At 69.2% G+C, this 12,502-nt stretch carries 10 protein-coding genes; all 10 read right to left on the reverse strand.

Features of this window, described 5'->3' with window-relative positions:
• Nucleotides 1–428 precede the first annotated feature (428 nt).
• The 10 genes from araA to O7617_RS03030 all read right to left on the reverse strand — a co-directional run bounded on the left by araA (nucleotide 429) and on the right by O7617_RS03030 (nucleotide 12,439).
• Entirely contained in the window at nucleotides 429–1,931 is a 1,503-nt protein-coding gene (gene araA / locus O7617_RS02985) for an L-arabinose isomerase (protein ID WP_282261355.1), read from the reverse strand.
• Between the two features lie 26 nt (nucleotides 1,932–1,957).
• Nucleotides 1,958–2,947 carry a galactofuranose ABC transporter, permease protein YjfF gene (gene yjfF, locus O7617_RS02990; protein WP_145784528.1) on the reverse strand — a complete coding sequence of 330 codons (990 nt, stop codon included), beginning with the start codon at nucleotides 2,945–2,947 and terminating at the stop codon, nucleotides 1,958–1,960.
• Nucleotides 2,944–4,014, reverse strand: a complete 1,071-nt coding sequence (locus O7617_RS02995; RefSeq protein WP_282261356.1) for an ABC transporter permease — start codon at nucleotides 4,012–4,014, stop codon at nucleotides 2,944–2,946. The genes yjfF and O7617_RS02995 overlap by 4 nt, the downstream gene beginning before the upstream one ends.
• Nucleotides 4,011–5,549 carry a sugar ABC transporter ATP-binding protein gene (locus O7617_RS03000; protein WP_282261357.1) on the reverse strand — a complete coding sequence of 513 codons (1,539 nt, stop codon included), beginning with the start codon at nucleotides 5,547–5,549 and terminating at the stop codon, nucleotides 4,011–4,013. The genes O7617_RS02995 and O7617_RS03000 overlap by 4 nt, the downstream gene beginning before the upstream one ends.
• Before the next feature lie 174 nt (nucleotides 5,550–5,723).
• A complete protein-coding gene (locus tag O7617_RS03005; protein ID WP_282264617.1) occupies nucleotides 5,724–6,719 on the reverse strand; it encodes an ABC transporter substrate-binding protein in 996 nt (331 codons plus the stop codon).
• 138 nt (nucleotides 6,720–6,857) lie between these two features.
• Nucleotides 6,858–7,550, reverse strand: a complete 693-nt coding sequence (locus tag O7617_RS03010) for an L-ribulose-5-phosphate 4-epimerase (RefSeq protein WP_208745067.1) — start codon at nucleotides 7,548–7,550, stop codon at nucleotides 6,858–6,860.
• Nucleotides 7,547–9,229, reverse strand: coding sequence for a ribulokinase (araB, locus tag O7617_RS03015; protein ID WP_282261361.1), 1,683 nt, complete (start codon nucleotides 9,227–9,229; stop codon nucleotides 7,547–7,549). Before araB ends, O7617_RS03010 begins: the two co-directional genes overlap by 4 nt.
• A 572-nt stretch (nucleotides 9,230–9,801) precedes the next feature.
• Nucleotides 9,802–10,590: an ABC transporter permease gene (locus tag O7617_RS03020; RefSeq protein WP_282261363.1), complete on the reverse strand. Its 789-nt coding sequence runs from the start codon at nucleotides 10,588–10,590 to the stop codon at nucleotides 9,802–9,804.
• The gene (locus tag O7617_RS03025) at nucleotides 10,587–11,564 is read right to left on the reverse strand and encodes an ATP-binding cassette domain-containing protein (RefSeq protein WP_282261364.1); all 978 of its coding nucleotides are present in this window, start codon (nucleotides 11,562–11,564) and stop codon (nucleotides 10,587–10,589) included. Before O7617_RS03025 ends, O7617_RS03020 begins: the two co-directional genes overlap by 4 nt.
• Nucleotides 11,565–11,596: 32 nt before the next feature.
• Nucleotides 11,597–12,439, reverse strand: a complete 843-nt coding sequence (locus O7617_RS03030) for a DUF4097 family beta strand repeat-containing protein (protein WP_282261366.1) — start codon at nucleotides 12,437–12,439, stop codon at nucleotides 11,597–11,599.
• Nucleotides 12,440–12,502 lie beyond the last annotated feature (63 nt).

The raw sequence follows: 12,502 nt of genomic DNA on the forward strand, positions 1-12,502 counted from the left end.
CCCCACGCCAGGTCCCGGAGATCGTTCGACCTCGACGGAGAGGCGCGGATCAGAGCCGGCGTGGCGCAGGAATCGAGTTGCGTTGATGCTTACTGTTATCGATAACAAGACCGTAGTCAAGACGAAACATGAGTCGGCGGTCCGAGCGGACGGCGTCGACGCCGGAGGGCGCGACGGGAGGGCACGACGCGTGCGTACGTGCGTGCGGCGCGGCCAGCGGATGCGCGATCGGTGGCAGCTCAACGGTGCGGTGCTCGGCGTGTCTGGTGGCTCAGCTCCACCGACCGCCAGTTCAGGACCGGGCCACACGGCCGGCCCATCGGCGCCGGCCTACGCCCCGCTGATCAAAGGCAGGACAACATGATCACCTAAGCCGTGATCGGCCCGGACCTGTCGGGCCCGAGCCGATCACGCCCGGCGGCAGGGCCTCAGAAGCCGCGGGCCAGCCGGTAGTAGGCCTGGTTCCAGCGCAGCTCGTCGGCGAAGCGGCGGGTCTGGGTCTCGGCGTCGATGACGACCAGCTCGGTACGGCTCATCTCGGCCAGGTCGTGCAACTCCTCCACCCCCACCGCCTGGGACAGCACCGTGTGGTGCGGCGCACCCGCGGTGATCCACGCCTCGGCCGAAACGGGCAGGTCCGGTCGCGGGCGCCAGACGGCGCGGGCCACCGGCAGGCTGCGCAGCGGCTGCGGCGGGGTGACCACGTCGATCTCGTTGGCGACGAGCCGGAACCGCTCTCCCATGTCGGCCAGGCCGAGCACGACCGCCGGGCCGGGCGCGGCGTCGAAGACCAGCCGGATCGGGTCCTCCCGACCGCCGATGCTCAGCGGGTGGATCTCCACGTTCGGCGTGTCGGAGGCGATCGTCGGGCAGACCTCCAGCATGTGCGCGCCCAGCACCAGCTCCTCGCCCGGGGTGAGGTCGTAGGTGTAGTCCTCCATGAACGACGTGCCGCCGTCCACACCCACCGACATCGCCTTGAGGGTCCGGACCAGCACCGAGGTCTTCCAGTCGCCCTCACCACCGAAGCCGTAACCGTCGGCCATCAGTCGCTGCACGGCGATGCCGGGCAGCTGACGCAGGCCCCCGAGGTCCTCGAAGTTCGTGGTGAAGGCCCGGAACCCGCCCTCGTCCAGGAAGGCACGCATGCCCAGCTCCAGCCGGGCCGCGTACCGCAGGGAATCGTGCCGCTCGCCCCCGGACAGCAGCTCCGAGGCGACGCGGTACGTGTCCTCGTACTCCTTGACCAGGTCGTCGACCTGCGCGTCGGCGACCTGACCGACCACCTCGACCAGGTCGTTGACGCCGTAGGTGTTGACCGACACCCCGAACCGCAGCTCCGCCTCGACCTTGTCGCCCTCGGTCACCGCGACGTCGCGCATGTTGTCGCCGAAGCGGGCCAGCCGCAGCGACCGCATCGCCGACCAGCCGAGCGCGGCACGGGCCCACGCACCGACCCGGGCACTCACCCGCGGGTCACTGACGTGCCCGGCCACCGTCTTGCGAGCCACACCGAGACGGGTCTGGATGTACCCGAACTCACGGTCGCCGTGGGCGGCCTGGTTCAGGTTCATGAAGTCCATGTCGATGTCGTTCCACGGCAGCAGGACGTTGGCCTGCGTGTGCAGGTGCAGCAGCGGCGTCTGCAACGCGTCGAGCCCGGAGATCCACATCTTCGCCGGCGAGAAGGTGTGCATCCACGCGATGACCCCGATGGCCCCCTGGGCGGCGGCGTCCCGGCAGACCTGCAGGATCTCACCGCTGTTGGTCAGGACGGGCTTCCAGACCACCCGGGCGGGAATCTGCGGCGAGTCGTCGAGCGCGGCCGCGATCTGGCGAGACTGCTCGGCGACCTGCCGGAGCGTCTCCTCGCCGTACATGCCTTGGCTGCCGGTGAGGAACCAGATCTCGGGTGCGTGGTGTGGTGCCATGGGGTTGCCTTCCGGGAGAGGAACGGTCACTTGTAACGGATGCCGATGAGGCGCTGGAGGAGGATGAACGCGAAGAGCAGGCCGCCGATCACGATCTTGGTCCACCAGGAGTTGAGGCTCCCATCGAAGGTGATGAGGGTTTGGATCACGCCCAGGACGAGTACGCCGAGCACCGTGCCGAAGGCGTAGCCGCCGCCTCCGGTGAGCACCGTGCCACCGATGACGACGGCGGCGATGACGTCCAACTCCATGCCCACCGCGATCAGGGGCGCGCCGGAGAGGGTGTAGAAGGACAGCAGGATTCCGCCGATCGCCGAGCACAGGCCACTGATCGTGTAGACGGCGATCCGGGTCCGCCCCACCGGCAGGCCCATCAGCAGGGCCGACTGGGGATTGCCGCCGATGGCGTACACGTTGCGCCCGAGCCGGGTGTAGGCCAGCGTGTACGCGGCGACGGCGACCACGACGAAGGCGATCAGCACACTGATCGACACGAAGTTGCCCCGGGGATCGCCGATGCGCTCCTGCGACATCCTGGTCCAGAACCCGTCGGTGATCGGGATGGACGAGTCGGAGATGAACGTGCACATGCCCCGGGCGAAGAACATCCCGGCGAGCGTGACGATGAACGGCTGGATCTCGAAGAAGTGGATGACGCAGCCCATCAGCAGGCCGAGCGTCGGCCCGATGAGCAGGGCGATGACGAGCACCAGCGCCGCGGGCAGACCCTCCTGGAGCAGCCAGGCGGACACCATCGCCGTCATCGCGACGACCGAGCCGACCGACAGGTCGATGCCCCCGGTGAGGATCACGAAGGTCATCCCGATCGCCACGACGAGCAGGAAGCTGTTGTCGATGAAGACGTTGAAGATGACCTGGACGTTCGAGAACGCCGTGTACTGGGACACGCCGATGCCGTACATGACCAGCAGGAGGGCGAGCGTGGCCAGGACCGGTATCTGCCGCCGTGGCAGCCGGAACCGGGTACGCCCAGCGGTGAGCGATCCAGTGGTCATGCCGGCACCTGCTCCTTCGGCTTGTCGGCAACGGTGGTGGGCGGCGGGAGGTCGCGCCGACGGCCGGCGAACTTGGCCCGGAAGGCCGGCGCCTGGATGAGGCAGACGGCGATGACGACGACCGCCTTGAACAGCAGCGACGTCTGCGGCGAGATGTCCATCGCGTACACCGTGGTGGTCAGGGTCTGGATGATCAGCGCGCCGAGGATCGTGCCGCTGAGGAAGAACCGGCCGCCGGCGAGGGACGTGCCGCCGATGACGACCGCGAGGATGGCGTCCAACTCCACCCAGAGACCGACCGCGTTGCCGTCGGCACTGGACACGTTGGCGGTCATCATGAAACCGGCGACCGCGGCGCAGGCGGCGCTGATCACGTACGCGAGGAAGATGACCCGGCCGGAGCGGATGCCGGCGAGTCGACTCGCCTCCGCGTTACCGCCCACCGACTCGACGATCATGCCGAGTGCGGTGCGGCGGGTGAACCCGGCGACGACGAGTGCCGCGGCGAGGGCGATGAAGATGGCCAGTGGCAGGGTCAGCAGGTGGCCCAGCCCGATCGCCCGGAAGGGCCCGGAGTTGATGGTGATGATCTGACCCTGGGTGATCAACTGGGCGAGGCCGCGGCCCGCGACCATCAGGATCAGCGTGGCGATGATCGGCTGGATCCCGATCACGGCCACCAGCACCCCGTTCCAGGCACCGAGCACCAGCGAGATCGCCAACGCCAGGGCGAGCGCGGTCAGCACCACGGTGAGGCTGTTCTGGTCGGGCTGCTTGCTGATGTACATGCAGGCGATCGCGCCGCTGATCGCGCAGAGTGAACCGACCGACAGGTCGATGCCCCCGGTCGAGATGACGAGCGTCATGCCCAGCGCGACGAGGATCAACGGCGCGCTCAGCCGCAGGATGTCGATCGGGGTGCCGTACAGGTGCCCGTCCTTGAGCTCGATGGACAGGAACCCCGGCCGGTAGATCGTGTTGGCGGCGAGCATGACGACCAGCACGGCGGCGGGCCAGAACAGCCGGTGACCGGTCAGCGCCCGGTAGCGGCCCATGGTGGCGCTCATCGGTCTGCCTCCTGGAGGGACCCACTGGCGATGGTCTGCATGATGCGGTCGGCGTCCAGACTGTCGTCGTTGGCGAACTGCGCGACCATCTGCCGGTCCCGCATGACGGCCACCTTGTGGCTCAGGCGCAGCACCTCCTCCAGCTCGGCGGAGATGAACAGCACCGCCATGCCGCCGTCGGACAGCTGGGTCACCAGCCTCTGGATCTCGGTCTTCGCGCCGATGTCGATGCCCCGGGTCGGCTCGTCGAGGATCAACAGCCGTGGCTCGGTGATCAGCCACCGGGCCAGCAGCACCTTCTGCTGGTTGCCGCCGGAGAGGTTGCGTACCGGCATCTCCGGATCCGCGGGCCGGATGCTCAGTGCCTTGACGTACTTGTCGACCAGCTCGTCCTGGCGGCGACGCGGAATCGGACGCAGCCAGCCCCGGGCGGCCTGCATGGCGAGGATCATGTTCTCGCGGACCGACAGGTCGGGGACGATGCCCTCCGCGCGGCGGTTCTCCGAACAGAAGCCGACGCCCTGGCCGATGGCCTGCGCTGGGGTGCGCAGACTGCTCGCCGTGCCGTCGACGGTGACCTGGCCGCCGTCGGTCTTGTCGGCGCCGAACAACAACCGGGCCACCTCGGTACGCCCCGAGCCGAGCAGACCGGCCAGGCCCACCACCTCGCCGGCGTGGATGGTGAGGCTGAACGGCTCCACGGCGCCCTTCCGGCCGACGTCGGACACCGCCACCAGGGGGGTGCCCTCCTCCAGGGCGGCCAGGTCCCGCCGGGAGTGCTCCTCGATGCCCTCCAGGACGTCCAGTTCCTTGCCGATCATCTTCTCGACGAGGGAGAGCTGGGGCAGCTCGGCGGTCGGGTACTCGCCGACGAGCCCACCGTTGCGCAGCACCGTGATCCGGTCCGCGATCTCGTAGACCTGGTCGAGGAAGTGGGTCACGAACAGGATCGCGATGCCCTCGTCGCGCAGTTGCCGCATGATGCGGAACAGCTGCGCCACCTCACCGGCGTCGAGGCTGGACGTCGGCTCGTCCAGGATCAGCACCCGCGCCTTGATGTCGATGGCGCGGGCGATCGCGACCATCTGCTGGATCGCCAGGGAGTACGAGCCCAGCGGCGCGCTCACGTCGAGGTCGAGGTCGAGGCGGGTCAGCAGCGCCCGGGCGCGACGGCGGACCTCGCCCCAACGGACGGCACCGAGGAGCCGGGGCTCCCGGCCGATGAAGATGTTCTCCGCCACCGACAGGTTGGTGCAGAGGTTGACCTCCTGGAAGACCGTGCTCACCCCGGCGGCGGTCGCCTGCATCGGCCCGCTGAAGGACACCTGCTCGCCGTCGAGGGTGATCGTGCCGCCGTCGGTGTCGTACACACCGGTCAGCACCTTGATGAGGGTCGACTTGCCCGCGCCGTTCTCGCCCATCAGGGCGTGCACCTCGCCGGGGAAAAGCCGGAAGTTGACGTCGTGGAGTGCGCGCACCCCGGGGAAGGATTTGCTGATCCCGGTCATCGTCAGGACCGGACGGCTATCCGTCATCCCATCAGACCTCTTCTGGGTCGTCGACACGGAAGGGCCGCTGCGCTCCCGTGCGCCCGCCGGAATCGTCCGGGCGGGCGTGGCACGGGGTGGTCGCGGGCCATGCCCGGTCCGTTGCGGGTAGGGGGACGACGCGGCGGGGCCGCCACGCGAGCGCGGCGACCCCGGCGTCGATCAGTACTTGCGGTTGGGCAACGCTTCCTTGGCCTGCTCCTGGGTGAAGGTGGTCTCCTCGGTCTCGATCCGAGGCGGCACCTCCTCGCCCGCGTGCACCTTCTTGGCGAGGTCCATCAGCTGTGGGCCGAGCAGCGGGCTGCACTCCGCGATGAAGTTGAACTTCCCGTCGGCGAGCGCCTGCATGCCGTCCTTCACCGCGTCGACGGTGATGATCATGATGTCCTTGCCCGGCACCTTGCCGGCCGCGGTGATCGCCTCCAGCGCACCCAGACCCATGTCGTCGTTGTGCGCGAACAGCACGTCGATCTTCGGGTTGGCCTTGAGGAACTGCTCCATGACCTGCTTGCCGCCGGCCCGGGTGAAGTCACCCGGCTGCGAGGCGATGATCTTCAGGTTCGGGTTGGCGGCGATCGCCTCGCCGAAGCCCTTCTTACGGTCGTTCGCCGGCGCCGCACCCGTGTTGCCCTGCAGCTCGACGATGTTCACCGGGCCCGAGGCGGTCTTCTTCTGCTCGACCAGCCACTCACCGGCGAGACGGCCCTCCTTGACGAAGTCCGAGCCGAGGAACGTCTTGTACAGCGTCTTGTCGGCCGAGTCGACCGAGCGGTCGGTCAGGATGACCGGGATGCCGGCGTCCTTGGCCTCCTTGAGCACGGTGTCCCAGCCGGACTCCACGACCGGCGAGAAGGCGATCACGTCGACCTTCTGCTGGATGTAGTTGCGGATCGCCTTGATCTGGTTCTCCTGCTTCTGCTGCGCGTCGTCGAACTTCAGCTCGATGCCCGCGGCAGCGGCGGATTCCTTGATCGAGGTGGTGTTCGCGGTACGCCACCCGCTCTCCGCACCGACCTGGGAGAAGCCCATCGTGATCTTGCCGTCGTCCGTGGACCCGCCGCCGCCGGTGTCGCTGTTGCCGCAGGCCGCCACGCCTCCGACCAGCAACGCGCTGGCGAGGACCGCGACAGCGCGCCACCGAACGGACTGCGTTCGCATCTTTCCCATCGAATCTCCTTGGCTGGATGTGGTGGGTAACCGCGTCGGCCGCCGAAAGACCCGAAAAGCGGCGTACGCGGGTGGTGCGTGCTGGTGCGTGGTGGTGCAGACCGGCGGGCCCTGATGATCGGGGAAGAGTCAGGAACCCGCCGGTGCGACTGGTTGTTGACCGTAGACGTTCTGGTAGCGGTCGTAGAGGGCGTCGATGTCCGCCTGCGCCATCGGCACCGGCTGACCGAGGGTGTGGGCCAGGTGCGCGGTACGCGCCACGTCCTCGCACATGACCGCCGCCTTGACCGCCGCGCGGGCGTCCCGGCCGATGGTGAACACGCCGTGGTTGCGCATCAGCACCGCGGGCGAGCGGTGCCCGGAGAGCGTGGCGACGATGCCCTTGCCGATGTCGTCGCCGCCGATCAGCGCGAACGGGCCGATCGGGATCTCCCCGCCGAACTCGTCGGCCTGCGCCGTGAGGTGGCAGGGGATCGACTCCCCGCACGCGGCCCAGGCGGTGGCGTACGAGCTGTGCGTGTGCACCACACCACCCACCTCGGGCATGGCCCGGTAGACGTAGGCGTGGGCGGCGGTGTCGCTGGACGGGGCGAAGTCGCCCTCGACGAGGACACCGTCGAGGTCGCACACCACCATCGTGTCCGCGGTGAGGTCGTCGTAGCTCACCCCGCTCGGCTTGATCACCAGCAGGTCCTGGCCGGGAACCCGCGCGGAGACGTTGCCGGACGTCCAGGCGACCAGGTTGTAGCGGGTCAGCTCGCCGTGCAGGCGGGCGACGGTCTCCCGCAGCTCACGGATCTGTCGGGTCACCTCGGCGTTCACGCGACCACCTCCAACGCGGTCTCGGGTGTGGTCGCGGCGCTCTCGACAGCCGCGTTGCGGATCGCCCGCAGGCGCATCATGACGTCGTTGCCCCCGCGACCGAAGTGGTCGTGCAGCGCGCGGTACTCGGCGTAGAGGGCGTCGTAGGCGCGGGCCCGCTCGGGGTCCGGGCGGTAGACGGCCTCGTGCACCCGACCCATCGCCTGCGACGCCTCGTGGATCGAGGGGAACTCTCCGGCGGCGACGGCGGCGTGGATCGCCGAGCCCAGGGCCGGGCCCTGCGCCGAGGCGATGATGTTCAGCGGTCGCCTCGTCACGTCGGCGTAGATCTGCATCAGCAGTTCGTTGGAGGTGAGCCCACCGGCGATCACCAGGTCGTTCACCGGCACTCCGGCGTCGACGAACGCCTCGATGATCATCCGGGTGCCGTACGCGGTCGACTCCAGCAGCGCCCGGTAGATGTCCTGCGGCCGGGTGGCCAGGGTCATTCCGACGATCACGCCGCTGAGGTCGTGGTTGACCAGCAGGGACCGGTTGCCGTTCCACCAGTCCAGTGCGATCAGGCCGTGCGCCCCGACGGGTTGGCTCGCGGCCAGCTTGGTGAGCTGTTCGTGCGAGTCGATGCCGGCCGGGGCGGCGTGCTTGACGAACCAGCCGAAGATGTCGCCGACACCGCTCTGTCCGGCCTCGTACCCCCACGCGCCGGGGCTGATCCCACCGTCGACAACCCCGCACATGCCGGCCACCTCGGCGACCTCCGCGCCGTTGACCACGTGGCAGGTCGAGGTGCCCATGATGGCGACGAGCCGTCCGGGCTCCACCGCCTGCGCGGACGCCGCGGTGACGTGCGCGTCGACGTTGCCGACGGCCACCGCGATCCCCTCCGGCAGACCGGTCCACGCGGCGGCCTGGGCGGTGAGCGAGCCGGCTCGGGCCCCGAGGGGCAGCAGCGGACCGTCCAGCTTGGCCACGAAGTCGCCGAAGTCGGGGTTGAGCGCGGTCAGGAAGCTCTCGGACGGGTAGTGGCCGTCCTGCAGGATGCCCTTGTAACCGGCCGTACAGACATTGCGGGTCTCGGCACCGCAGAGCTGCCAGACGATCCAGTCGGCCGCCTCGATGAAGCGCTCGGCCCGGTGGTAGACCTCCGGGTCCTCCTCCAGGATCTGCAGACCCTTGGCGTACTGCCACTCGGCGGAGATCTTGCCGCCGTACCGGCCGATCCACGGCTCGGCCCGCTCGTGGGCCAGCGCGTTGATCCGGTCGGCGTGCGGCTGCGCGGCGTGGTGTTTCCACAGCTTCACCCAGGCGTGCGGTCGGTCACGCAGCTCGGGCGTCTCGCACAGCGGGGTGCCGTCGGCGAGCGTCGGTAGCACCGTGCAGGCGGTGAAATCGATGCCGATGCCGACGACCGCGGCCGGATCCACCCCGGCCGCGGACAACGCCGCCGGGACGGCGTATCGCAGCACGTCGCGGTAGTTCTCCGGGTTCTGCAGGGCCCAGTCCGGGGGTAGTTGTCGACCTCCCGGAAGCGCCGTGCTGATGACTCCGTCGCCGTACTCGTGCACCGCGGTCCCCAACTCGGCACCATCACCGACACGGACCACCAGAGCTCGCCCGGACAGGGTGCCGTAGTCGACACCGACGACGTAGCGGTCGCCTGCTCCGTCCACACGGTTCATGTTCACCTCCACCGTTAACGGGGATAGTGTTAACGCTCACATCAACCCTCGTCAAGACATCCCCCCGCAACAGCTGCGTAACGGAACAGCGAAGCCCGGTTGACTCGGGCGCGTCGATAACGGACCGGTGCAAAACGCGCAAATGCGATGTCGACCCAGCGCACTCGGGCCTCGAACGGAGTGCCGCACGGATCGGGTGGGGAGCAGAGGCGCCTCGGCAGGCCGGTCGACAGGCACAACGCATCGGACGTCGTGAGTCGATCATCCGACGGCAACCGCGTCGCCCTCGATCATGATGTCAGCGATAACATCATCGACACACCCCGCTGTTACGGTCGGACGCGCGGAAGGGCCGCCGCCCGCCGCGACTGCTCATAGGTGAGCACTCCGGCCGACCTCACGGGCCGACGCGTCGGCCGTGTTATCGATAACATTCGACGTTTGGACACGGCCGCACACGGATCGCCCCGGGCCGAGGCGGGCACCGCGGCGCACGCGAAACCGGCGGCCCGGCCCGGTGGGCCGAACCGCCGGCTGCCGGCGCGGTGGCGGAACGTGGAGCGTCGGTCGGATCAGGCGGCCCGGTTGCGGTTGTAGAGGGTCTTCGCCCACAGGAAGCACACCACCGTGATGACGGCACACCACACCACCGCGATGATTCCGTCGGCACCGATCCCGGTGCCGAGGAGCAGGCCGCGCAGGGTCTCCATGACCGGGGTGAAGGGCTGGTAGTCGGCGAACCACCGGACCACCGTGGGCATGGAGTCGGTCGGGACGAAACCGCTGCCCAGGAAGGGCAGGAGGATCAGCGGCATCGGCAGGTTGCTGGCCGTCTCGACGCTGTCGCTGACCAGGCCGAGGGCGACCGACAGCCAGGTGAGCGCAAGGGTGACCATGGCGAGGACACCGACGGCGGCCAGCCACTCGACCGGGTTGGCGGTGGGGCGGAACCCGACGAGCAGCGCCACCCCGGTGACCGCCGCGAGGCTGAGCAGGGTCTGCACGAGACTGCCCAGGACGTGACCGGTGAGGACCGACGGCCGGAAGATCGCCATCGTGCGGAACCGGGCGATGATGCCCTCGGTCATGTCCATGGCGACCGAGATCGCCGTGCCCTGCGCCGCGCTGACGACGGTGATGAGCAGGATGCCCGGGGTGACGTAGTTCGCGTAGTCGGAGCGACCACCGGACGGGCCGAGCCCGGCGCCGAGCGTGCCACCGAAGACGTAGACGAAGAGCAGCAGGATGATGACCGGGATGCCCATGAGCAGGAAGGTCATCGACGGGTAGCGCCGCATGTGCAGCAGGTTGCGCCGCAGCATGGTGTTCGAGTCACGGACGGCGAGGGAGAGGGTGCTCATCGCACGGAGGCCCTTTCGGTGTCGGGTCGGCCGGCGCGGGTGTCGGGCTGACCGGTGAGGGTGAGGAAGACGTCGTCGAGGTCGGGGGTGTGCACGGAGAGCCCGGCCACCGTGATCGAGGCGCGGTCGAGCTGGTCGAGCAGGGAGCGCAGCGCCCCGACTCCCCCGTCGCTCGGCACCTGGAGGGTGAGCGCGCTGTCGTCCCGGCTGGCTGTCGACAGCACACGGGCCGCCGAGTCGAGCCCCTCCTGGTCGGCGAACTGCAGCACCACGTGGCCGCCCGGGATGAGCCGCTTGAGTTCGCGCGGCGTGCCCTCGGCGATCAGCCGACCGTGGTCGAGGAACGCCACGCGATCGGCGAGTTGGTCGGCCTCCTCCAGGTACTGGGTGGTGAGCATGATGGTGACGCCCTCGGCGACGAGGTTGCGGATGATCTCCCACATCGCCCGCCGGCTGCGCGGGTCGAGGCCGGTGGTCGGCTCGTCGAGGAAGATGACGCGGGGGTCACCGACCAGGGTCATGGCGAGGTCCAGCCGTCGGCGCATACCGCCGGAGTACGTCGACACCGGCTTGCCCGCCGCGTCGGTCAGGTCGAACTGGTCGAGCAGCTCGTGGGTCCGTCGCCGGCCCGCCGCCCGGTCCAGGTGGCACAGGTCGGCCATCAGGTTCAGGTTCTCCCGGCCGGTGAGCAGGTTGTCGACGGCGGAGAACTGACCGGTGACACCGATCAGCGCGCGTACCGCGTCGGGTTCCCGGTTCAGGTCGTGGCCGAAGACGCGGGCCTGCCCGCCGTCGGCGCCGACCAGGGTGGAGAGGATCTGCACGGTGGTGGTCTTGCCGGCGCCGTTGGGGCCGAGCAGTGCGAAGATGGTGCCCTCGGTGATCATCAGATCGATGCCGTCCAGCACGAGCTTGTCGCCGTAGGACTTCCGCAGGTCGGTGGCGACGATAGCGGGCTTCGTGGAACTGGTCATGGTCTCCTCTTTCACGTCGGTGTGCTGGCCGGTCAGGCGCGGCGGACGGTGATGTCGCCGTAGGAGGTGTTGGCCCGTACCTCGACCGTCTCGTCGGTCTGCGCCGGCCCGTCGGTGCTCTCCAGGGCGTTGTGCACGCGACCGTGCTTGGAGCTGACGTCGAGCCAGGCGGCGGTCCCGCGACGGATGCCGACCTCGATGGCCCCGTACGAGGTGGTCAGGTCGATCGACCCCCGGACCGCCTCGCCGAGCCGGAGGTTGCCGTAGGCGGTGCGTGCCGTCACCGAGGCCGTGGTCGCGTCGAGGGTGATGTCGCCGTACGCGGTGTTGATCCGGACGTCGCCGCCACTGCGGCCGATCCAGCAGTCGCCGGAGGAGTTCTTGATCTCCACGGGTCCGTCGACCGCGCCGAGGCGCACCTTGCCGGACGACGCCTTCACCCGGGCGGAGCCGGCGACCCGCTCCACGGCGACCTCGCCGTGACTGCTGTCGATGTCCAGCGACCCGGTCCCGTCGAGCCGGATCCCGCTGCCGGTCTTGATGCGGCACTCTCCCAGTCGACCCTCGCCGCGGAACGCCGCCCACGACGACTCGGCGTGCACCCGCGACCCGGTCGGTAGCTCGATCAGGACGTCGACCGACGGGCCGGACCCGAAGCCGTACCGACGCCACGTCTTCGGCACCCTGATCAGCAGTTCTCCGGCGTCGTACTGGACGGTGGCCTGTTCGGCGGTGCTCACGTCGGCCTTGCTCGACGGGTCCCGGGGCCGCACCGTCACCACCGTGTCGGTGCGGTCGGTAGCGCTGATCCAGACGTCCCCGACGGGGAGTTCGATCTGGACGGAGATGGGCTCTGGCGTCTCGAAAACAGGCATGGTGGTCTCCCGGAAGGTGGTCGGTGACTGTCGCCGCTGGTCGTCGGCGCGGAGGAAGAAGGG

Origin of the sequence: Micromonospora sp. WMMD1155, from assembly GCF_029581275.1 — a bacterium.
Classification (GTDB): Bacteria; Actinomycetota; Actinomycetes; order Mycobacteriales; family Micromonosporaceae; genus Micromonospora.